This is a genomic window from Paracraurococcus lichenis, assembly GCF_030657435.1.
Taxonomy (GTDB): domain Bacteria; phylum Pseudomonadota; class Alphaproteobacteria; order Acetobacterales; family Acetobacteraceae; genus Paracraurococcus; species Paracraurococcus lichenis.
The window spans coordinates 164412-185934 of record NZ_JAUTWS010000009.1 but is presented as its reverse complement, the minus strand read 5'-3'; the positions used below and the strand labels follow the sequence as shown (position 1 = coordinate 185934).

Genomic DNA, 21523 nt, shown 5'->3' with positions numbered 1-21523 from the left:
GCGATCAGGCCTCGCGGTACCAGTCCTGCAGCGCCCACATGGTGCTGTCCCAGGCGCTCAGCTCCGGCCGCAGGGCATTCAGGCTGGCGCTGACCAGCGGCCGCCGCACCACGGGGATGATGTGGTTGCTGCCGACCACGATGTCGTTCATGCGGATGAAGAGCGCGGCGCGCTTGACCGGGTCGAGCTCCGACTCCGCCGCCCGGAAGGCCTTGTCGTAGTCCTCCGAGCGGAAGCGGGAGACGTTGCGGCCCTGCCAGGCATTGGCCTTGGTCGCCACCTCCCAGGAGGCGTACTGGTTCATGAAGCGCTGCGGATCCGCCTCCGTCATGGTCGTGGTGTACATCTGCATGTCGGCGTAGAATTTCGGGAAGGTGTCCGGGTTCGCCACGTCCGAGGAGAAGAAGACCGAGCCGACCACCGACTTCAGCTCGAGGTCGATGCCGCAGCGCCCCGCCGCCTGCTTGATGATCTGCTGGCAGCGCTGGCGCGGCGCATTGACCGAGGTCTGGAAGACGAATTTCAGCCGGACATTGCCCTTGGCGCGGATGCCGTCGCCGCCGCGCGCCCAGCCGGCCTTGTCCAGCACCTCGTTCGCCTTGGCGATGCTGAACTCCCATTTCATGTTGTGGGAGTTGAAGCGCTCCGGGTTGTTCAGGAAGTTGGCGGCCGCCGGGCCGCCGCGGCCGTAGATGAACTGGCTGATGGCGTTGCGGTCCACCAGATAGGCCATGGCCTGCCGCACCGCCGGGTCGGAGAAGGCGGGATGCGTGGTCCTGATCGAGGAGCGCTCGCCCTCGACCTCCTGGTTCGGGTCGGTCGGGTTGAGCTGGATGAACTCGATGTTGCCGCCTTCGACGATGTTGACCCGGCCACGATTGGCGGCCTCGAGGCGCTTCAGCAGCTCGTCCTCGACCTGCAGGTTCCAGGCATAGTCGAAGTCGCCGGTCTGCAGCACGGCGCGCGCGGCCGAGACGGCATCGCCGCCGCCCTTGATCTCGAGCGTGTCGAAGAAGGGACGGTTCTCGCCGTGATAGGCCGGGTTCAGCTCGGCCCGCAGCACGTCGCCCGGCGCGAAGCTGGCGAAGCGATAGGGACCGGTGCCGACGGGCTTGAGGTTGGCGGGCGCGTCGCGCGCATTCGGCCCGTTGTATGCGGCGAAGAGGTGCTTCGGCACCATGGCGCCGCTCGCGGCGCAGAAGGCGCTCGCCCAGAAGGGCGTCGGCTGCTTGAACTCCACCCGCACGGTATAGTCGTCCAGCTTGACGACATTGGCATCGACATAGAGACCGCTGCTGGTGGTGCCGACCTGCGGGTTCTTCCCGTATTCCCAGTTGAAGACGACGTCGTCGGCCGAGAAGTCCTGGCCGTCGTGCCACTTCACGCCGCGCTTCAGCTTCCAGGTGACGCTGCGGCCGTCCTGCGCCAGGCCGCCATTGTCGATCGAGGGGATCTCGGCGGCCAGGCACGGCACCAGCGTCCCGTCGCTCGCCCAGCCGGCCAGCGGCTCGTAGAAGACGCGGCTGGCATCCTGGTTGGTGGTGCCCACCGCGAAATGCGGGTTCAGCAGGGTGGAGGCCTGCCAGTAGAGGATCTTCAGCGCCCCGCCGCCACCGCGCTTCGTGGGCTTGTAGGCCGGGGCGGATTGCGCGGCGGATTGCGCGGCGGCCGGCGCCGCGCCGGTCACGGCCAGAATCTGCGTCGCCATCGGCGCGGTCAGGCCGAAGGCGGCCAGGCGCCGCACGAAGCCGCGGCGCGACAGCGTGCCGCGCTGCACCCGACCGATCAGGTCGCGCAGTTGGTCCTCGATCATCCCAGTCTCCCGACCTCAATCTTCGTGCCGCGGGCGTGGCTCGCCCGTCGGTGCCTCCATGGTGCCAAGTGAACATCGGCGCGCCGGGCCATGCAAGGCACGGGCCGGCAGCGTCACCGGCGGGGGATGGATCCCGCCAGCGCGCCCTCCAGCCGGCCGAAGGCGGTGCCGAGCGCGGCCGTCATGGCCGCCGCCGCCTCGGCCGGTACGATCCGGCCGTCGCCGCGCGGGCCGCCCGGCAGCGCTGCCGTGCCTTCGACCAGGAATTGCCCGAGGACGCGGCTCTCGCCGGTGCCATCGGCCAGCAGCAGGGCGGAGAGCGCCGCGCGGGCGAGGCCATTGGCGGGCTCGGCCTGCAGCCGCGTCAGCTCGCCCTCCAGGATCAGGTCGGACCGCAGGCGGGAGCCGGGCGCGGTGACGGCGCCGAAGCGGCCGCTCGCCACCAGCCAGCGCCGCAGCGCCTCCTCCGCCAGGTCGGCGGGCGGGGCGGTCCATTCGCTCCAGAACTCGTAGGTGACGACGCCGGCCGGGCCCAGCACGCGCAGGCCGCGCTGCTCCAGCCCCGGCGCCGCCCGCAGCGTGCGCAGCAGCAGGACCGGGCCGCGGCGCGCCGGCGCCGGCACAGCCGGTCGCCCCGGTGCCGGCATAGCCGGTCGCTCCGGCGCCAGCACGAAGCGCTGCGGCTCCTGGTAGGGCCGCTCCGGCAGCACGCTGCAGGCGGGCAGTGCGGCGGCCAGGGCCAGCAGGGCGCGGCGGGTCATCGGCGGGCCTCGTTCGGCGCCGGCGGCGGCGCGCCGAAGATCGCCTGGGACGGGTTGCGGCGGATCTGCTCGGAGGTGTCGCGCAGGTTGGCAACCGCGGCGCGCAGGTCGCGCAGCAGCGGCGCCAGCTCCGCCTGGACGTCGGTCGAGACGCTGCGCGCCGTCCGCAGCGAGGCATCGAGCGTGCCGACGCTGGCCGGCAGCCGGGCGGCGGCGGCGCGCAGCTCGCCGGTCGCGGCGGCGGTGTTCGCCAGCGCCTGCGCCAGCTCCCGGCTCCCCAGGAGCCTGCGCGCCTCCTCGGCGATGCCGCGCAGCTCCGCCGTCATGGCGGGAACATCGGCCTGCTGCGCCGCGGCGCGGAGCGTGCGCAGCAACTCGGCCGCCTCCCGCAGCGTCACCGCCAGGTCGCCGTCCTTCACTTGGCCGCGCAGGTCGGCGGCGAGGCCGACGACATTGTCCAGCAGCCCCGGCAGGTCCACCTCCTGCAGCTTCTGCAGGAGCTGCTCCGCCGCGCTCTGCACCTGCGCGACGGTCGAGGGGATAGCCGGGACATAGGCGTAGCGCGGCTCCCAGGGCACGGCGCGCGGCGGGAAGCGCGTGGGATCGATGAAGTCGAGCTCGAGATAGTTCACGCCGGTGATGCCCTGCGCCGCGATATGCACGCGCAGGCCGAGGCGCACCGCCTCCTCCATGTCCGGCACCTCGCCGATGCGGGCGGTGTCCACGATGAAGCGGACATAGACGAGTTGGAAGGCGGCGCCGAAGGGATCGCCCTGCGGCCGGCGGTACTCCGCCGAGACCAGCCCGATCTCCGAGACCCGGCCGATGGTGACACCGCGGTAGCGCACCGGCGCCCCGACATCGAGGCCCTGCACGGATTCGCGGATATAGGTCTCGTACTGCTCGGCGGAGGAAGTGAGGCGGTTCGCGGTCAGGAACAGCACGAAGCCGATGCCGAGCGCGAGCCCGGCCAGCACCAGGGCGCCGACGCGCAGGTAGAGGCCACGGGCCTGCGGCATGTCAAAGAGCCCCCTTGCGACATAGGCGGGTCATGCCATCACCTCGCGCCGGAAGAAGGCACGCACCACGGGGTTGTCGCTCTCCTCGCGCAGGCGCCGCGGATCGCCCTCGGCGATCATGCCCTTAGCCTCCTTGTCCAGCATGATGCAACGATCCCCGATGGCGAGGATCGACTGCAGCTCATGCGTCACCACGACGAAGGTGGTGCCGAGATCGCGCGCGAGTTGCCGGATCAGCGCATCGAGCCCCGCCGAGGTGATGGGGTCGAGCCCCGCCGAGGGCTCGTCGAGGAAGAGGATCGGCGGGTCGAGCGCCATGGCGCGGGCGATGCCGGCGCGCTTGGCCATGCCGCCCGAGATCTCCGCGGGCAGGCGCAGCGCGGCGTCCGAGAGCCCGACCAAGCCGAGCTTGACGCGTGCGACCAGCGCCCGCGCCTCCGCCGGCAGGCCGGTGTGCTCCTCGAGCGGCACCTCGACATTCTCGAGCAGCGTCGAGGAGCCGAAGAGCGCGCCCGACTGCCACATCACGCCGATCCGCCTGAGCAGCGCCTGCCGCGCCGCGCCCTCGAGCGCATCGAGCCGCTCGCCCAGGATCTCGATGCTGCCCGCGGCCGGCGGGTAGAGGCCGATGATGTGCTTCAGCAGCGTGGATTTCCCGCTGCCCGAGCCGCCGAGGATGACGAAGACCTCGCCGCGGCGGACCTCGAAGGAGACATGCTCGAAGATCGTCCGCCCGTCGAAGCGCGCCGCGAGGTCGCGCACGCGGAGCACCGGCCCTGCGTCTGCCGCCTCCGCCATGGCTACCAGCCCAGCCGGAAGAAGAGCACGGCGAAGATGCCGTCCAGCACCACGATGGAGACGATGCCGCCGACCACCGCCGCCGTCGCGGCATCGCCCACCGCCCGCGGGCCGCGCCCGGCGGCGAGCCCGGCGCGGCAGCCGACCAGGCCGATGGCCAGCCCGAAGACGGCCGCCTTGGCGAGGCCGCCGATGAGGTCCTTCGGCTTCACCCAGGCCTGGAGCTGGTTGACCACCGCGACCGGCGGGAAGCCGAGCGTCGCCATCACCACCCCCATTCCCAGCAGGCCCGAGAGGTCGAGCAGCAGCGACAGCACCGGCATGACCAGCATCGCCGCGAGCAGCCGCGGCAGCACCAGCCAGGCGACGGGGTCGATGCCCATGATGCGCAGCGCGTCGATCTCCTCGTTCACCGTCATGGTGCCGAGCTCGGCGGCATAGGCGGAGCCAGTGCGGCCGGAGAGGATGACGGCCGCCATCAGCGGGCCGAGCTCGCGCAGCAGGGAGATGCCGACGAGATTCGGGATGAAGATCTCCGCCCCGAATTGCCGCATGGGGATGGAGGACTGGAAGGCGAGGATCAGGCCGATCAGGAAGCCGAGCATGGCGCAGAGGCCGAAGGCGCGCAGCCCCGCCTCGTCGAGATGGCGCAGCACCTCGGACAGGCGGAGCCGCCAGGGGCGCCGCAGCGTCGCCAGGCCGGCGAGGATCGCCTCGCCGAGGAAGGCGACCTGGCCGAGCATGTCCTGGCCGCGGGTCCAGGCCGCCTCGCCGATCCGGCCGAGCAGCGGCAGCGGCACGGGCGGTTGCGGCGCCGGCCGCGCCAGCGCGCCGCGGGCACGGTCCAGCACCGCCTGCAGCGGGCCCGCCGGCAGGCCGCGGAACTCGGCGCCGCGCGCCTCCCGCTCCAGCCGCAGCAGCAGCACCGCGCCGGCGGTATCCAGCGCGGTGACGCCGGCGAGGTCGAGCACCAGGGGGTGCGCGCCGCGGGCCTGGCGCAGCGCCTCCGGCCAGAGGCGGGCGGCGGCCGCGGCATCCAGCGCGCCGCGGAAGGCGAGGCGGCGGCCGGCGCCCTCCGCCTGCACCGCGAGGCTCGCCGGGGCGGCCTCGCTCATGCCGGCCGGCTCATGGCGTGGAAGAGGACAGCGGCGGCCGCGGCGACGTTCAGGCTCTCGACCAGGCCGCTGCCGGGCAGCGTCAGCCGCGCCTCGCAGGCCTCGAGCGTCGGCGGCGGCAGGCCCTGCTCCTCGTTGCCCAGCACCAGGGCGATCGGGCGGTCGCGCGGGATGGCCTCGGGCGCCGCGCCGCCGGCGGCGACGGCGGCGACCGTCAGGAAGCGGCCGTGCATGCCCTTCAGCAGCACCGCGATGTCGCGGGCGCGCAGCACCCGCAGATGCTCGAGCCCGCCCTCGGCGGTGCGGAAGGCGGCGTCCGAGAGGTCGGCCTGCCGCGCATCGCCCGAGAGCAGCAGCGCCTTGGCCCCGAAGAAGGCGGCGGAGCGGGCGATGGCGCCGAGATTGTGCGGGTTGCCGATGCCGTCCAGCACCGGCAGCAGCGGCGCCTGCGGCAGGTCGGGCGGCAGGGCGTGGCCGGGCAGCGGCTCGGCGAAGCGGGCGACGGCGACGGCGCAGATGCCGCCATGGTGCTGGGTGCCGGCGATGCGCATCATCTCCTGCGGCCCGACCTCCCGGTAGGGGCGGCGGGTGCGGGCGAGGTGCTGGCAGAGCGGGCCGGCGATGCGGCGACGGTCCTCGGTATAGAACAGGCGCAGCACCTGCTGCGGGCGGCGGAGGAAGAGCGCGCGGACGGGGGCCGCGCCGCAGATGCGGTTCGGCTCCGGCGGCCGGGGCAGGAAGGGCGCGTCAGGCGGCGGGAGGGGCATGCAGGCTTATACGCATGCCCGGCGATGTTGGGCATGCGCGGGCCTGGCGCAAGCGGCAACGGGTGACGAACCGCAACGGCCCGGGCGGCGCCCTGCCCGATGGGCGGGCCGGTCCGGACCTCCGCACCTCGGGGTTCTCCGGCCCGCGGGCCGCCTTGCATGGTGGGCGAGCCGATGCAGGCCTCCGGGCCATCCGGCCCTCCGGTCATCGGCGCGCCTTCTATGTTGGGCGGGCCGATTCAGGCCTCCGGGCCATCCGGCCCTTCGGTCATCGGCGCGCCTCAGCACATGGCCAGCGACACCAGCACCCGCGCCGCGATCAGCGACGACACCCGCGCATTGCTCTCCACCGTCGCCCCGGCGATGTGCGGCGTCAGAATCAGGTTGGGCACGCCGGCGAGCGGCGAGCCGGCGGGCAGCGGCTCCACCTCGAAGACATCGAGCGCGGCGCCGCCCAGGCGTCCCGCCCGCAGCGCCGCGGCCAGCGCCGCCTCCTCCACCACCCCGCCGCGGGAGGCATTGACCAGCACCGCATCCGGCTGCATGAGCGCGAGACGCTCCGCCGAGATCAGCCCGCGCGTCTCGGGCGTCAGCGGCACGTGCAGCGTCACCGCATCGGCCCGCGCCAGCAACTCCTCCAGCGGGACCATGTCGGTCCGCATCTCCTCCCACAGGGCATGGGTCGCCGGCAGCAGCGGATCATGGCCCAGGATGCGCATGCCGAAGGCACTCGCCAGCCTCGCCACGCGGCGGCCGATATCGCCGAAGCCGACGATGCCGAGCGCCTTGCCGCCCATCTCCCGGCCGCGGATGTGGCGCTCGCGCGGCCAGGCGCCGGCGGCGACATCCCCGGTCGCCTGGAAGGCGCCGCGCAGAAGCTGGCCGATGGCGAGGATGACGTATTCGGCGACCGAATCGGCATTGGCGCCGGAGGCCGGGATGACGTCGATCCGCCGCGCCCGGCAGGCCGTCAGGTCGATGTTGTAGAGCCCGACGCCGAGCCGCCCGAGCACGCGCAGCCCCGGCGCCGAGGCCAGCAGCTCGGCATCGACCCGGGTGCGGTTGCGCACGATCAGCGCCTGCGCCCCGCCGAGGGCGGCGCGCAGCGCGGCCGGGTCCTCGAACAGCCGCGGATCGTAGAGCGTCGGGTGGACGGCGCGGAGGCGCTCGACGGCGGCCTCCTCCATGAACTCGGCGATGACGATCTGGCGCATCGGCTCTGACGATTCCTGACGGCCCGGCCGCCGCATCGGGTGGCGCCGGCGCTCCCTGTCCGTGCAGCATATAGGCGGGCGCACCGCGGGTGATACAGTCATGCGTGCATGCGCCAACTCGATTCGCGTCGCGCGTGTGCGAGCGAAGACACCGTTCCGAAGCCATGCGCCCGCTTCTGCAACAAGGCCGCATGACGGATGCCGTCCTCGCCCGGCGCGACGCGACGGCCGATCGCCGCGATCCCTCGCTCGCGCGCAGCGACGCCGGTCGCACCGCGGCCGGCAGCCGCGATCCCTCACCCACGCGCGGCGAAGCCGGTCGCTAGGCGACCGGCAGCCGCACGATGAACCTCGCCCCCAGCACCTTCCCCGCGGCGTCGCGGCGGTTCTCGGCGGCGATGCGGCCGCGCAGCCCCTCCACGATCTGCCGGCAGATCGACAGGCCAAGGCCGGAATGCTGGCCGAAGCGCTCGCCGCTCGGCCGCTCGGAATAGAAGCGCTCGAAGATGTGCTCGAGCTTGGCCTCCGGGATGCCGGGACCCTCGTCCTCCACCACCACCTCCACCATCGCGCCGGCGGGGCGGGCGCGGACCGTCACGCGCCCGTCCGCCGGGCTGAAGGAGAGCGCATTGCCCAGCAGGTTGCGGAAGACCTGCACCAGGCGCCCCTCCACGCCGCGCACCACCAGCCCCTCGGCCGGCGACTCCAGCACCACCTGCGGGTCGTCGTCGTCGCGCGTCGCCTGGTGCAGCTCGGCCAGTGTCGAGAGGATGGGCGCGACATCCACCGGGGTCGCCACGGTGCGCGACAGCTCGGCATCGACGCGCGAGCTGTCGGAGATGTCGGCGATCAGCCGGTCCATCCGCACCGCATCCTCGGCGATGATCGCCAGCAGGCGGTTGCGCTGCTCCGGATTCTCGATCCGCCGCAGCGTCTCGATGGCGCTGCGCACGCTGGTCAGCGGGTTGCGCAGCTCATGCGCCACATCGGCGGCGAAGCGCTCGTTGGTGTCGATCCGGGCCCAGAGGGCGCGGGCGGCGGATTGCAGGTCGCGCGCGAGGATGCCGATCTCGTCCTCCCGCTGCAGCAGGCCGGCGGGCACGCTGCCGCTGCGCCCCTCGCCCTGCCGCATGGCGGCGGCGCTGCCGGCGAGCTGCATGATCGGCCCGGCCAGCGTCCGCGCGAGGTAGAAGGAGAGCGCGACGGTCAGCACCAGCGAGACGGAGAAGATGCCGAGCACGCTGGCCCGGATCTCGAAGAGCCGCTGGTCCACCTCCCGCGCCTCGCGCGTCAGCAGCACGATGCCGACGGACTGGTTGCCGCGCCGCGCCGGCTCGGCGACCGAGACCAGCAGGCGGCCATCGGCGGTGCGGCGGATATAGGGCGTGACGCCGCCCTCGAGGGCGAGGCGAAGCTCCTCCCGCCGGTCGGGGCCGAGATTGGGCTGCCAGTCGAAGGAGGGCGCGTCGGGGTTCACGTCGATGTCGACGTCGCGGCTGCCGCCGCGCGGCAGCAGCCGCAGCAGCTTGTCGTAGAGCCCGGCGACGGTGAGCGAGAAGGCGCCGCGCGGCTCGGGCGGGGCCAGCGGCTCGGTCACCACGGCGCCGCCCGCCCCCTCCCGCACCCGGCTGTCGGCGATGACGAGGCCGGTATTGTCGAAGAGCCGCGCCTGGGTATTGGGCGAGGGATCGACCAGCCGCCGCAGCAGCGGCCGCGCCTGCTCCGGCACCAGCACGGCGCGGTCGTCCTGCAGCCGCGTCGCGGCTTCCGCGATGGCGCCGGCATAGATACGCGCCTGGGTGCGCATGGCCTCCACCTCGGCCGCCAGCAGCCCGTTCTGGTACTGGTCGAGATAGAGCATGGCCGCCGCCAGCAGCGCCGGCGGCAGCACGTTCAGCAGCAGGATCCGCCGTAGCAGGGGGGAGACCCAGCGGCGGCGCGGCGGGGCGGCGGCGGTCTTCGGCTCGGGCGGCAGGCCGACATCGGGCATGGCGGGGTCTCGCGGGCCCGGCGGCTTAGCACGGATCGGGTGGAAATGGCGCAGGCCGCGGCAGGCGGCTTGCCAGGGCGAGGCGGCTTGCCAGGGCGGGCCGCGCGGCCTTCCCGGCGCGACGGCGCCTGCATCGCCGGGCGCCACGATCCGGTTGCAGGGGCGCGGTCACCCATGGCGAGGCGGGATCAAGCATCCGGGAGGGCAAGGGTGGATGCCGGTGGTCGCCGCGCCTGCCACGACCCATCATGACAATGGCACAATGTATGCAGTTCCGGTCCGCGCAACCCGATACCCGCACCAGGCCGGCGGCACCCCGTCCCGGCAGGCGGGCCGCGTGGAGAGGACCCCCGCTTGAACAGAACATTGCTGGCCGCCTGCCTCCTGACCCTCGCCGCCGTCCCGGCGCTGGCCCAGACACTGGACGAGAATCGCGGCGCCGCCCCGCCCGGCTTCAGCGACAACAGCGTGAGTTGGCGCTACGGCTGGGCCTTCAAGGAGCCGGGCGTGACCAACGAGCGGCACGCCAACGGCATCGAGATCCCGAAGCACATCCTGACCTTCACCCATGTGGATGGCGGGACGATGTGGTCCAACTTCATCAACATCGACGCGCTCTTCTCGACCGGGCGCGACCCGGCCAAGGGCGGCGGCAGCGGAGCCATCGAGGTCTACGGGATCTACCGCGGCGACCTCAGCCTGAACGAGGCGACGCGCAGCAGGATCTTCTCCTACGGCACCGTCCTGCAGGACGTGTCGCTGCAGATCGGCGGCGACTTCAACACCAAGAACGACGAGTTCTCGTCCGCGAAGAAGCTGCTGGTCTTCGGGCCGGACTTCCACTGGAACATCCCGGGCGGCTTCCTCAGCACCGCAGTGCAGTTCTCGAAGGAATGGAACAACAACGGCATCGTCGACAAGGCGGTCAGCTTCGACCCGGCCTTCGAGGCGGAGGTGGTCTGGTCCGTGCCGCTCGCCTTCACCCGGCTGCCGCTGAGCTTCGAGGGCTTCGGCAACATGGTCGGCCCGAAGGGCAAGGACGGCTTCGGCTTCGGCACCAAGACGGAGGTGCTGACCGAGCCGCGCCTCAACCTCGATGTCGGGGCGATCGCCTTCGACAAGCCGCACCGGCTGGATGCCTTCATCGGCTACCAGTACTGGCTCAACAAGTTCGGCAACGACCACACGCGGGTGCCGGGCGCGCTGGCCAATGCCTTCTTCGTCGGCCTGCGCTACCACCTCTGAGCCGGGCGGACATGGCGGCACCCGCCCGCGCCTCGTTCGCGGGCGGGCCGCCTCAACTCTCCTTGTAGCGGTAGCCGATGCCGTAGAGCGTCTCGATCTGCGCGAAATCCTGGTCGGCCTGGCGGAATTTCTTGCGCACCCGCTTCACGTGCGAATCGATCGTCCGGTCGTCGACATAGATGTTCTCGCCATAGGCGGCGTCGATGAGCTGGTCGCGGTTCTTCACCATGCCCGGCCGCAGCGCCAGCGCCTTGACCAGCAGGAACTCGGTCACGGTGAGCTGGATGTCGTGGCCCTTCCAGACGCAGGTGTGCTTGGTCTCGTCCAGCACCAGGTCGCCGCGGACGATCACCCCGCCCGCCGGCGTGCCGCTGCCCTCGGCCCGGCTCGCCTCGTTGCGGCGCAGCAGGGCGCGGATGCGCTCGAGCAGCAGGCGCTGGCTGAAGGGCTTGGTGATGTAGTCGTCGGCGCCGAGGCGCAGCCCCATGAGCTCGTCCACCTCCTCGTCCTTGCTGGTCAGGAAGACCACCGGCATGGCGCTGCGCTGGCGGAGCCGCTGCAGCAGCTCCATCCCGTCCATCCGCGGCATCTTGATATCGAGCACGGCGAGGTCGGCGGGCCGGGCCAGCAGGCCCTGCAGCGCGCTCTCCCCATCCGTGTAGGTGCGTACCTGGAAGCCCTCCTGCTCCAGGGTCATGGAGACGGAGGTCAGGATATTGCGGTCGTCGTCCACCAGGGCGATCGTGGCAGGCATGGATTGCTCTCCGCCGGGGCCGGGCCGGTCCTCGTCCGGACTGGATGCCCCAGATTTGGTGCGGGATTGTGGCGCAACCCCGACGGGAGCGAGATGGTGACGGACAACCCGGCTTTCGAGGCGCGGTTCCGGCCAGGCCGTGCCGCCCCCGCCGGGGGCAGCGGCCGCCCCGGCTGCCGGGCGGACCGGCGCGGGCACGGCGCGTGGCGGCGGTGGGACCGGGGCGGAGGCGGGGGAGCAGGCGCTTCGCCTTAAATTCAGTGCCCCGGCGGTCGATGCCGATGCGATCCGCGCCGAGTTGATTCGCGCCGCAGGCAAGGCCCGGGCAGGATTACCATGACTCTCGGTTGCAAACCCTGGGGGTAAGGTTACGCTGGTTCCGCTTACGGTGCCGCCGTAATTTAGCCTTCGAGAGACTGGACATCGCGGGCCTGCCCGGCGCCACCGACTCGCTGGCCCGGGATACCACCTGGAGGATAGTGAATGAGCCTGCCCGAGACCGCCCTTGCCGGCACGGGTGTGACCACGGGGTCCACCGTCCATGCCAACCTCACGGCTCCGGGGCTGGTCGAGCATGCGCTCCGTCGCGGCGAGGGCCGGCTCTCCGCCGACGGCGCCTTCATGGCGGTGACCGGCGTGCATACCGGCCGCTCCGTCCAGGACAAGTTCGTGGTCGACGACGCCGAGGTCCACGACCAGGTCTGGTGGGGCAAGATCAACCAGCCCATGGCGCCGGAGAAGTTCCGCGGCCTGCGCAGCAAGGTGACGGCCTGGCTCGGCGCCCGCCCGGTGCTCTTCACCCAGGACCTCTATGCCGGCGCCGACCCGGCGCACCGCATCAAGGTGCGCCTCGTCACCACCAATGCCTGGCACGCGCTCTTCGCGCGAAACATGTTCATCCGCCCGCCGCGGGCCGAGCTCGAGGGCTTCGCCCCCGACTTCACCATCCTGCACGCCCCGGAATACGAGGCCGACCCGGCCGCCGATGGCTGCCGCACCTCGACCTGCATCGCCCTTTCCTTCGCCGCGAAGACCATCCTGATCGCCGGTACCAGCTATGCCGGCGAGATCAAGAAGAGCATCTTCACGGTGATGAACTGGCTGCTGCCGGCGCGCGGCGTGCTGCCGATGCACTGCTCGGCCAATGTCGGCCGCGCCGGCGACACCGCGCTCTTCTTCGGTCTCTCGGGCACCGGCAAGACCACGCTGTCCTCCGACCCGGAGCGCAGCCTGATCGGCGACGACGAGCATGGCTGGTCCGATACCGGCGTCTTCAACTTCGAGGGCGGCTGCTATGCCAAGGTCATCCGCCTCGACCAGGTGGCCGAGCCGCAGATCTGGGCCGCCTCCCACCGCTTCGGCGCGGTGCTCGAGAACGTGGTGGGCGACGCCTTCGGCAATCTCGACCTCGACGACGCCGCGCTGACCGAGAACACCCGCTCCTGCTACCCGCTCGAGTTCATCCCGAACACCGTCGCGGGCGGCCAGGCGGGCAAGCCGAAGAACGTGGTGATGCTGACGGCGGATGCCTTCGGCGTGCTGCCGCCGATCAGCAAGCTGACCCCGGCGCAGGCGATGTACCACTTCCTCTCCGGCTATACCGCGCGCGTCGCCGGCACCGAGAAGGGGCTGGGCAAGGAGCCGCAGGCGACCTTCTCCACCTGCTTCGGCGCCCCCTTCCTGCCGCGCCACCCCGAGGTCTACGGCAAGATGCTGGCCGAGCGCATCGCCCGCGACGGCGCCGATTGCTGGCTGGTCAATACCGGCTGGACCGGCGGCGCCTATGGCACCGGGAGCCGCATGAGCATCCACCACACCCGCGCCCTGCTGCGCGCGGCGCTGGACGGCTCGCTCGCCAAGGTCAAGTTCGTGCGGGACCCCTTCTTCGGCCTGATGATGCCGAAATCGGTCCCGCATATCCCGAGCGAGGTGCTGAACCCGCGCGAGTCCTGGGCCGACAAGGCGGCCTATGACGCGACCGCGGCGAAGCTGGTCGGGCTCTTCGAGAAGAACTTCGAGACCTTCGCCGGCGCGGTGGACGAGGCGGTCAAGGCCGCGGCGATCCGCGCCGCGGCGTAAGGGTGTGGCGGCCGCCCCGGCGGCCGCCTATCCTCCCGGCATGAGCGACGTGCCGCGCGACCTGATTCCCACCATGCTCCTGGCCATCCGCGCCGACATCGCGGAGGGCCGGCATGCCGGCCCGTCCCGGCGGGCGGACCGGCCGGGCGGCGATGCCGGACCGATCGGGCGCCGCCCCAGCCTGGTCGAGGCCTGAGATGCCCGATGGCGGCCTGGGCCCGGGACGGCGCGGCGGGGGCGGGCAGCCGCCGGCGACCAATGTCCTGGGCGGCCCGCTCCTCCCCTGCTCCGTCGCGCCGCTGACCGGCTTCTTCCGCGACGGCTGCTGCAACACGGGGCCGGAGGATCTCGGCCTGCACGTGGTCTGCGCCGAGATGACCGCCGACTTCCTCCGCTTCTCCAAATCGCGCGGCAACGACCTCTCCACCCCGCGGCCGGAATTCGGCTTCGCCGGCCTCAGGCCGGGCGACCGCTGGTGCCTCTGCGCGGCGCGCTGGGAGGAGGCGCGGTCGGCCGGCATGGCGCCGCGCGTGCTGCTGGAGGCGACGCATATCGCCGCGCTCGAGGTCTGCAGCCTCGAGGACCTGAAGGCGCACGCGGTCGAGGCCTGACGGGACCGGCCCCGGCGGATCTTCGCCCGGGCACCGGCCGGGCGGCCCGGACCCTGGCGACGGAAGCCCGTCCGAAACTTTCCTGTGGCGCGCACCCCGGTGGGTTCGCCTAGGCTCCGCCGGCCCATCGGGGGAGCGCCGCCATGTGTTTCGGCCTCTGGCTCTGGAAGCACCGGAACGCCAACGACGACACGCGGCTGCTCTATGCGGCGGCCGACCGGCTGGGTCCGACCTGGCCCATGCTCAGCGGCGAGCAGGCGGACTACGAGGCCATGCTCGGGGCGGCGACGCCGCAGGCCGATCTCCCCGCCGCCCTGCAGGCGCTGCGCAATGCCTGGCCGCTCTACGAGGCGAGCCCGCGCACCGAAAACCCCCTCGCATCGGCCCGGGGCCGGTCCCTGATGGACTACATCTTCGATGTCCGGAGCTGGCTCGGCGGCCTCTGCGTGCTGCTCTTCCTCTTCGTCTACCTCAACTTCAACACCAGCCTGCTGACCGATCTCAGCAACCCGGCGGTGTCCCGCGGGGTCATCACCTTCCTCGTCGCCATCGCCACGGTCGGCATCGCCGTCATCGTCGTCGTCAACAGCCTCCTCGGCACGGGGTCGAAGGAGGACATGGCGGAGCGCTTCCGCCAGGGAAAGGACGTGCTGACGGTGCTGATCGGCGTGCTCGGCACCATCGTCGGCTTCTACTTCGCGCAGACCCCCGCGACTCCGGGGGGCGCTGCGCCGGCGGCGTCGCAGCAGGCCTCCGGCGCCGCGCGCGGCGCATCGGCACCGGCCCCCGCGCCCCCGCAGCCGAGACCCGGCGAAGGGCCGCCGGGGGTGGGCGGCGCGCCGCCGGCGCCGGACCAGCCGGGGACCGCGCCGGCCAGGCCGTGACCAGGCCCGCGGCACCCGGCGGAAGGTCCGCCATGTCCTTCCCCCCGGCGCCGGCACAGCCCATCCGGAGCCGGACCTCGCATCACGCCGGACGCCCCTCGGCATCGCGTCCGCAGCCGATGCCGGCGCCTTCGCAGACCGGACAGGGTCCTCCGCCCGGGCCCGGGCCCGGCCGCCGCTCAGCCGGCCGGCCGCCGCATCTCCAGCCGCGCCACTACCGGCAGGTGGTCCGAGGCGCGGCGGGCCAGCGGCGTGTCGTGCGCCGCCAGCCCCGCCACCAGCCCGCGCGGCCAGCCGAGGATCCGGTCCAGCGAGCCGAGCGGGCGGAAGGCCGGGAAGCTCGGCGCCCGCGGCGGCGGGCCGAAGACCGGCGCCAGCACCTCCAGCGCGCCGGCGCCCGCGCGCCACTCGTTCAGGTCGCCCAGCAGCAGCGTCGGCAGGCCGCGGCCCAGGCCGGCCTCCATGGCATCGAGCAGGGCATGCGCCTGCTGCCGCCGGGTCGCCTGGCCGAGGCTGAGATGCGTGCCGATGACACGCAGCGGCCCCTGCCCCAGGTCCAGCACCGCGAGGATGGCGCCGCGCGGCTCCATCCCGCCCAGGCGCAGGCCGTGCGGCCCCTCCAGCACGCGCGCCTCCTGCCGCGCCAGCAGGACATTGCCGCGCCAGCCCTGATGCGCCGGCGCCTCGACCGGCGGCAGCGCCCGCAGGCCGAGCGCCGCGATCGCCGCGGCGTCCAGCATCGGCCGGCCGCGCGCGAGGTAGTGCTGCGCCTCCTGCAGGGCGATCAGGTCGGGCCGGATCTCGGCGACGACGGACAGGATGCGGTCCGGCCGGAACCGCCCCGCCGGCCCGCGGCCGCGATGCGCGTTGTAGGTGGCGACCCGCATCAGGTGCCGGCGGCCGGCCCGAGCGGCGGCACGGGCGGCGCCCAGCCCGCGCCGGCCTCGCGCATCCCGCGGGCGGTGGCCCAGCGCCAGCCGAGCGCGCCGAGCACCGTGCCCGCCATGGTCAGCGCGACATCGGTCCAGGTATCGGTCCAGTCGCCGATCAGGCCGGTGGCCCATTCGAAGACCTCCCAGCCCGCGCCCAGCACGAAGCCGAAGCCGGCGGCCAGCAGCGCCAGCCGCCGCGCGGAGCGGAGCGCGCCATCGGCCAGCAGCAGCGCGGCGACGACCGCGCCGGCGAGCACGCCGCTCAGCAGGTGCACCACCTCGTCATAGGGATTGGCGCCGTAGAACCAGTTCAGCCCGTAGCCCGGGCTCGACAGCAGGGAGGCGAGGGCCGGCACCGCATCCAGCGGGCGCGGCAGGGCGCGGATGCGCCAGGGCAGGCGCGGCATGCGCTCCCGCGGCGTCAACACCAGGGCGAGGCAGCCGAGGAGGGCGAGCAGGGTGCCCGTCGCGGCGCGGTGCTTCTCCAGGTTCCAGAACCAGGCGGCCACGGCGAGCATGGCGGCGTGGCAGACCCAGGCGAACCAGCCCGGGCGGGCGAACTGCGGCGGCTGCACCAAACCCCTCTCCCGCTCGCCCCGTCCCCGCGGGGCTCGCCGGCCGCAACGCGCGGGGCCGCCGCGGGTGCCGTTACCGTCCCTGGTGCTCCAGCCGGTAGCGGTGCGCCCGGTAGGTGCCCAGCACCTTCAACTCGCGCGAGAAGTAGGAGAGTTCCTCCAGGGCCCGCTGCACCGGCGGCTGGTGCGGATGGCCGTCCACATCGGCCAGGAACTGCGTCGCGGTGAACTCGCCGTCGAGCATGTAGCTCTCGAGCTTGGTCATGTTCACGCCATTGGTGGCGAAGCCGCCGAGCGCCTTGTAGAGCGCCGCCGGCAGGTTGCGGACGCGGAAGACGAAGGTGGTGACGCAGTCGGGCGTCGCCGCCGGCGGCCAGGCGGGGTCGGTGGCGCAGACATAGAAGCGCGTGGTGTTGTGCGCCGCGTCCTCGACGTTCCGCCGCAGGATCTCGAGCCCATAGGTCTCGGCGGCCAGCGCGCTGGCGATCGCCGCGTCCTCCACCCCGCCCCGCTCGGCGATCAGGTGCGCGGCGCCGGCGGTGTCGGCCTCGATCACCGGCTCGAGCTTCAGCTCCTTCAGGATGTTCCGCACCTGGCCGAGCGCGACCGGGTGGCTGTGGGCGCGCCGCAACGTCGCCAGGGTCGCACCCTTCGGCGCCAGCAGGCAGTGCTCGACCCGCTCGAAATGCTCGCCGACGACGGAGAGGCCGCTCTCCGGCAGCAGGCGATGGATGTCGGGCACCCGGCCGGCCAGCGAGTTCTCGCAGGGCAGCATGGCCAGCCGCGCCTGGCCGCCGCGGACCGCGTCCATCGCCGCCTCGAAGCTCGGGCAGGGCAGCGTCCGCCAGCCGGGATAGGCGGCGCGGCAGGCGAGGTCGGAATAGGCCCCGGGCAGGCCCTGGAAGGCGATCACTTCGGTCATGCGGCCCGCCATGGACAGGAAACGCCGCGGCTTCTAATCGCGCTCACGGGGCGGCGCAAACGGGGACGGGCAATGCAGGACTTCGTCGAGGCGGCCGAGGCGGCGGCCGAGGCCGCGGGACAGGTGATCCGGCCGCTCTTCCGCAGCGCGCTGCTGGTGGAGGCCAAGGGCGATGCCAGCCCCGTCACCGAGGCCGACCGCAAGGCGGAACTCGCCATGCGCGACCTGCTGCGGCGGCGCTTCCCGGACCACGGCATCTGGGGCGAGGAATTCGGGCCGGAGCGGCAGGAGGCCGAATACCTCTGGGTGCTGGACCCGATCGACGGCACCCGCGCCTTCGTCACGGGGCGCCCGCTCTTCGGCACGCTGATCGGCCTGCTGCACCGCGGCCGGCCGGTGCTGGGCGTGATCGACCAGCCGGGGATCGGGGAGCGCTGGATCGGCCTGGCGGGGGAGCGGACGCGCTTCCGCTCGCCGCTCGGCGGCGCGCCGGGCTGCCGGCCCTGCGCCCGGCTGGCGGAGGCGGAGCTCTCCTGCACCAGCCCCGACATGTTCGAGCCGAAGGACCGCCCGGGCTTCGAGCGGCTGCGCGCCGCCGCCCGCCGCGTCACCTGGGGCGGCGACTGCTACGGCTACGGCCTGCTGGCGCTCGGCCTCGTGGATGTGGTGGCGGAATGCACCATGAAGCCCTGGGACTGGGCGGCGCTGGTGCCGGTGCTGGAAGGCGCCGGCGGCCGGGTGACGGGCTGGGAGGGCGAGACGCTGACGCTCGAGAGCGACGGGCGGGTGCTGGCGGTGGGCGACCCGGCGCTGCTGGCCGAGGCGGTGGACCTCCTCCGCAACTAGCGGAAGGTTGCCGCGGCGGGGCCGAACCCCCATCCTCCCGCCATGCACCGCCGCGACCTCCTGGCCAGTGGCCTCGCCCTGCCCTTCCTCGGCCTCCCGGCGCGCCACGCCGCCGCCGTGACGCCCGCCGGCAAGCCCGGCCCGGACGGCATCATCCGCACCCATGCGCTCTCCCTGCTGGGCGAGCCGTCGCTGCCGGCGGATTTCACCCATTGGCCCTGGGTGAACCCGAACGCCCCCAAGGGCGGCGAGATCGTGCGCTACGCGCTTGGCAGCTTCGACAGCTTCAACCCCTTCATCCTCCGCGGCACGCCGGCCGTCGGCATCAGCGGGCTGTTCGAGACGCTGCTGCGCGACAGCTACGACGAGGCGAGCACCTCCTACTGCCACCTGGCCGGGCAGATCGAGCTGCCGGAGGACCAGTCCTGGGTCGCCTTCCTGCTGCGGCCCGAGGCGCGCTGGCACGACGGCAAGCCGGTCACCGCCGCCGACGTGGTCTGGACCTTCGACACGCTGCGGCGGGAGGGGCGGCCCAACTACCGCTCCTACTGGGCCGACGTGACCGAGGCGGTGGCCGAGGGGCCGCGCCGCGTCGTCTTCCGCTTCAAGGACAACCGCAACCGCGAGCTGCCGCTGATCCTCGGCCAGGTGCCCGTGCTGCCGAAGCACTGGTGGGAGGGGCGGGAATTCGGCCGGCCGCTGCTCGACATCCCGCTGGGATCCGGCCCCTACCGGCTCGAGCGCTTCGAGGCCGGGCGCAGCCTGGTCTTCCGCCGGGTGGAAGACTATTGGGGCCGCGACCTGCCGACCATGAAGGGCACGGCGAATGTCGACGTCACCCGCTTCGAGTATTTCCGCGACAGCACGGTGTCGCTGGAGGCCTTCAAGGCCGGGCAGATCGACATCCGCACCGAGAACGTGGCGAAGGACTGGGCCACGGCCTACGACTTCCCGGCGATCCGCCGCGGCCTGGTGAAGCGGGAGGAGATCCCGAACGAGGTGCCGGCCGGCATGCAGGGCTTCATCATGAACCTGCGCCGGCCGCTCTTCCAGGATGCCCGCGTGCGCCGCGCGCTCATCGAGGTCTTCGACTTCGAGTGGATGAACGCCAACCTGTTCTACGGCAGCTACAAGCGGACCACCTCCTACTTCGCCAATTCCGAGCTGGCCTCGAGCGGCGTGCCGCAGGGGCGCGAGCGGGAGATCCTGGAGGCCTATCGCGGCAAGGTGCCGGACGCGCTCTTCACCGAGCCCTACCGGCTACCCGTCACCGACGGCAGCGGCAACAACCGCGAGGGTCTCCGCCGCGCCCTCGACTTGCTGCGGCAGGCCGGCTGGACGGTGAAGGACCGCCGGCTGGTCAATGCCAGGGGCGAGGGCTTCGCCTTCGAGATCCTGCTGAACGGGCCGAGCTACGAGCGCATCGCCCTGCCCTATATCCAGGTCCTGCAACGCCTCGGCATGGAGCCGCGGGTCCGCACCATCGATCCCGCCCAATACGAGGTGCGGATGGACAATTTCGACTACGACGTGACCATGGACGTCATCGGCCAGTCGCTCTCCCCGGGCAACGAGCAGCGCGACTTCTTCGGCTGCGCCGCCGTCGACAAGCCGGGCAGCGAGAACCACGCCGGCATCTGCAACCCCGTGGTGGACGAGCTGATCGAGGCGCTGATCGCCGCGCCGGACCGTGAGGAGCTGGTGGCGCGCACCCGCGCGCTCGACCGCGTGCTGCTGTGGAACGACTACATCATCCCGAACTGGCACAGCAGCGTCTTCCGCGTGGCCTATTGGGACAAGCTCGGCCGTCCCCCGCGCAACCCGAAATACGCGCTCGCCATTGACAGCTGGTGGGTGGTGCCGGACCGCGTCGGCACGGTGGAACAGGGCAAGCGCGAAGCGCAGCAATCGAAATAGGCCATGGGCGCCTATCTCCTCCGCCGCCTGGCGCTGGTGGTGCCGACGCTGCTCGGCATCATCCTGATCAACTTCGCCGTCACGCAATTCGCCCCGGGCGGCCCGGTGGAGCAGATGCTGGCCGAGCTGAAGGGCAATGCCGGCAGCACGCTCGGCCGGATCTCGGGCGAATCCCAGGGCGAGACGCGCGCCGCGCAGCGCCCCGAGACCGGCGGCAGCGAGGCCAGCAAGTACCGCGGCGCGCGCGGCCTCGACCCCACCATCGTCGCCGAGATCGAGAAGGCCTTCGGCTTCGACAAGCCGTGGTACGTCAGGCTCGGCGACATGCTCTGGGGCTATGCCCGCTTTGACCTCGGCCGCAGCCTGTTCCGCGACCGCCCGGTGGCGGGACTGATCCTGGAGAAGATGCCGGTCTCCATCTCCCTCGGCCTCTGGTCCACGCTGATCATCTACCTCGTCTCCATCCCGCTCGGCATCCGGAAGGCGGTGCGCGACGGCTCGCGCTTCGACCTCTGGACCTCCGCCGTGGTGCTGGTGGGCTACGCCATCCCCGGCTTCCTCTTCGCCATCCTCCTCGTCGTGCTCTTCGCCGGCGGCAGCTACCTGCAGTGGTTTCCGCTGCGCGGCCTGCTCTCCCCCGGCATGGAGGGCGCGTCCTTCCTCGCGCGCGCGGTGGACTATGCCTGGCACATGGTGCTGCCGACGCTCGCCCTCGTCATCGGCGGCTTCGCCGGGCTGACCATGCTGACCAAGAACTCCTTCCTTGAGGAGATCCACAAGCAGTACACGGTGACCGCGCGCGCCAAGGGCGCCGGGGAGACGCGCGTGCTCTATGGCCATGTCTTCCGCAACGCCATGCTGCTGATCATCGCCGGCTTCCCCGCGGCCTTCATCGGCATCCTCTTCACCGGGGCGCTGCTGGTGGAGATCATCTTCTCCCTCGACGGCCTCGGCCTGCTGGGCTTCGAAGCGGCGATGCGGCGCGACTACACGCTGATGTTCGGCACGCTCTACATCTTCACCCTGCTCGGCCTGGTCATGCAGATCGTGGGCGACTTCACCTACACGCTGGTCGACCCGCGCATCGACTTCGAGGCGCGGCGGTGAGGGCGTGTCGCGTGGCCTTGCAGGGGGCTCCGCCCCCTTGCATCCCCCGCCGGGGGGTCAAGCGACCCCCCGGACCCCGGCGTGGGTTTATCGCCGCAGGAGGGACCCCCGCTGGGGGTCCCTCCTGCGGCGATGACTCATGGGATCCAAGGGCCTTAAGCCCTTGGCGGGAGG

General features: G+C 72.4%; 21 protein-coding genes. 9 read left to right on the top strand and 12 right to left on the bottom strand.

The annotated features are described in order from the left end of the window. Nucleotides 1–4: 4 nt before the first annotated feature. The 7 genes from Q7A36_RS11960 to Q7A36_RS11930 form a co-directional block, all read right to left on the bottom strand. The gene (locus Q7A36_RS11960; protein ID WP_305103924.1) at nt 5–1813 is read right to left on the bottom strand and encodes a peptide ABC transporter substrate-binding protein; all 1809 of its coding nucleotides are present in this window, start codon (nt 1811–1813) and stop codon (nt 5–7) included. A gap of 113 nt (nt 1814–1926) precedes the next feature. Continuing rightward, nucleotides 1927–2574 carry an ABC-type transport auxiliary lipoprotein family protein gene (locus Q7A36_RS11955; RefSeq protein WP_305103923.1) on the bottom strand — a complete coding sequence of 216 codons (648 nt, stop codon included), beginning with the start codon at nt 2572–2574 and terminating at the stop codon, nt 1927–1929. Beyond that, on the bottom strand, nt 2571–3593 hold the full coding sequence (locus Q7A36_RS11950; RefSeq protein WP_305103922.1) for an MlaD family protein: 1023 nt from the start codon (nt 3591–3593) through the stop codon (nt 2571–2573). The genes Q7A36_RS11955 and Q7A36_RS11950 overlap by 4 nt, the downstream gene beginning before the upstream one ends. 30 nt (nt 3594–3623) lie before the next feature. Then, nucleotides 3624–4391, bottom strand: coding sequence for an ABC transporter ATP-binding protein (locus tag Q7A36_RS11945; RefSeq protein ID WP_305103921.1), 768 nt, complete (start codon nt 4389–4391; stop codon nt 3624–3626). A gap of 2 nt (nt 4392–4393) precedes the next feature. Further along, nucleotides 4394–5506 (bottom strand): ABC transporter permease, encoded by a 1113-nt coding sequence (locus Q7A36_RS11940; protein ID WP_305103920.1) that lies wholly within the window; start codon nt 5504–5506, stop codon nt 4394–4396. Then, nucleotides 5503–6273: a TrmH family RNA methyltransferase gene (locus Q7A36_RS11935; RefSeq protein ID WP_305103919.1), complete on the bottom strand. Its 771-nt coding sequence runs from the start codon at nt 6271–6273 to the stop codon at nt 5503–5505. Before Q7A36_RS11935 ends, Q7A36_RS11940 begins: the two co-directional genes overlap by 4 nt. 281 nt (nt 6274–6554) lie before the next feature. Then, nucleotides 6555–7487, bottom strand: coding sequence for an NAD(P)-dependent oxidoreductase (locus Q7A36_RS11930; protein WP_305103918.1), 933 nt, complete (start codon nt 7485–7487; stop codon nt 6555–6557). 191 nt (nt 7488–7678) lie between these two features. Here Q7A36_RS11930 and Q7A36_RS11925 point away from each other — a divergent pair, with 191 nt between their 5' ends. After that, entirely contained in the window at nt 7679–7813 is a 135-nt protein-coding gene (locus Q7A36_RS11925; RefSeq protein WP_305103917.1) for a hypothetical protein, read from the top strand. Here the strand turns inward: Q7A36_RS11925 and Q7A36_RS11920 are convergent. Further along, nucleotides 7810–9477, bottom strand: coding sequence for a stimulus-sensing domain-containing protein (locus Q7A36_RS11920; RefSeq protein WP_305103916.1), 1668 nt, complete (start codon nt 9475–9477; stop codon nt 7810–7812). The two genes, Q7A36_RS11925 and Q7A36_RS11920, sit on opposite strands and share 4 nt — an antisense overlap. 354 nt (nt 9478–9831) lie before the next feature. Here Q7A36_RS11920 and Q7A36_RS11915 point away from each other — a divergent pair, with 354 nt between their 5' ends. Continuing rightward, complete coding sequence (locus tag Q7A36_RS11915; protein WP_305103915.1) at nt 9832–10722, top strand: hypothetical protein; 891 nt, start codon at nt 9832–9834, stop codon at nt 10720–10722. A gap of 52 nt (nt 10723–10774) precedes the next feature. On the opposite strand, the gene Q7A36_RS11910 is transcribed toward Q7A36_RS11915, so the two are convergent. Then, on the bottom strand, nt 10775–11476 hold the full coding sequence (locus Q7A36_RS11910) for a response regulator transcription factor (protein ID WP_305103914.1): 702 nt from the start codon (nt 11474–11476) through the stop codon (nt 10775–10777). A 483-nt stretch (nt 11477–11959) separates the two neighbouring features. Here Q7A36_RS11910 and Q7A36_RS11905 point away from each other — a divergent pair, with 483 nt between their 5' ends. From Q7A36_RS11905 to Q7A36_RS11890, 4 genes are all read left to right on the top strand, one after another. Next, entirely contained in the window at nt 11960–13555 is a 1596-nt protein-coding gene (locus tag Q7A36_RS11905; RefSeq protein ID WP_305103913.1) for a phosphoenolpyruvate carboxykinase, read from the top strand. 40 nt (nt 13556–13595) lie between these two features. Beyond that, entirely contained in the window at nt 13596–13751 is a 156-nt protein-coding gene (locus Q7A36_RS11900; protein ID WP_305103912.1) for a hypothetical protein, read from the top strand. Nucleotide 13752: 1 nt separating this feature from the next. Next, on the top strand, nt 13753–14166 hold the full coding sequence (locus tag Q7A36_RS11895) for a DUF2237 family protein (protein ID WP_305103911.1): 414 nt from the start codon (nt 13753–13755) through the stop codon (nt 14164–14166). 143 nt (nt 14167–14309) lie between these two features. After that, the gene (locus Q7A36_RS11890) at nt 14310–15050 is read left to right on the top strand and encodes a hypothetical protein (protein ID WP_305103910.1); all 741 of its coding nucleotides are present in this window, start codon (nt 14310–14312) and stop codon (nt 15048–15050) included. 179 nt (nt 15051–15229) lie between these two features. Here Q7A36_RS11890 and Q7A36_RS11885 read toward each other — a convergent pair whose 3' ends face one another. From Q7A36_RS11885 to Q7A36_RS11875, 3 genes are all read right to left on the bottom strand, one after another. Then, nucleotides 15230–15937: an endonuclease/exonuclease/phosphatase family protein gene (locus Q7A36_RS11885; RefSeq protein ID WP_305103909.1), complete on the bottom strand. Its 708-nt coding sequence runs from the start codon at nt 15935–15937 to the stop codon at nt 15230–15232. Further along, entirely contained in the window at nt 15937–16557 is a 621-nt protein-coding gene (locus Q7A36_RS11880; RefSeq protein ID WP_305103908.1) for a DUF2238 domain-containing protein, read from the bottom strand. The genes Q7A36_RS11885 and Q7A36_RS11880 overlap by 1 nt, the downstream gene beginning before the upstream one ends. A gap of 73 nt (nt 16558–16630) precedes the next feature. After that, nucleotides 16631–17479 (bottom strand): prephenate dehydratase, encoded by an 849-nt coding sequence (locus Q7A36_RS11875; protein WP_305103907.1) that lies wholly within the window; start codon nt 17477–17479, stop codon nt 16631–16633. A gap of 72 nt (nt 17480–17551) precedes the next feature. On the opposite strand from Q7A36_RS11875, the gene hisN reads away from it, so the two are divergent. Genes hisN through Q7A36_RS11860 form a run of 3 tightly spaced genes read left to right on the top strand, consistent with a single transcriptional unit; the run spans nt 17552 to nt 21349 of the window. Further along, on the top strand, nt 17552–18325 hold the full coding sequence (gene hisN / locus Q7A36_RS11870; protein ID WP_305103906.1) for a histidinol-phosphatase: 774 nt from the start codon (nt 17552–17554) through the stop codon (nt 18323–18325). A 42-nt stretch (nt 18326–18367) separates the two neighbouring features. Beyond that, nucleotides 18368–20242: an extracellular solute-binding protein gene (locus Q7A36_RS11865; protein ID WP_305103905.1), complete on the top strand. Its 1875-nt coding sequence runs from the start codon at nt 18368–18370 to the stop codon at nt 20240–20242. Between the two features lie 3 nt (nt 20243–20245). Then, the gene (locus Q7A36_RS11860; protein WP_305103904.1) at nt 20246–21349 is read left to right on the top strand and encodes a microcin C ABC transporter permease YejB; all 1104 of its coding nucleotides are present in this window, start codon (nt 20246–20248) and stop codon (nt 21347–21349) included. Nucleotides 21350–21523 lie beyond the last annotated feature (174 nt).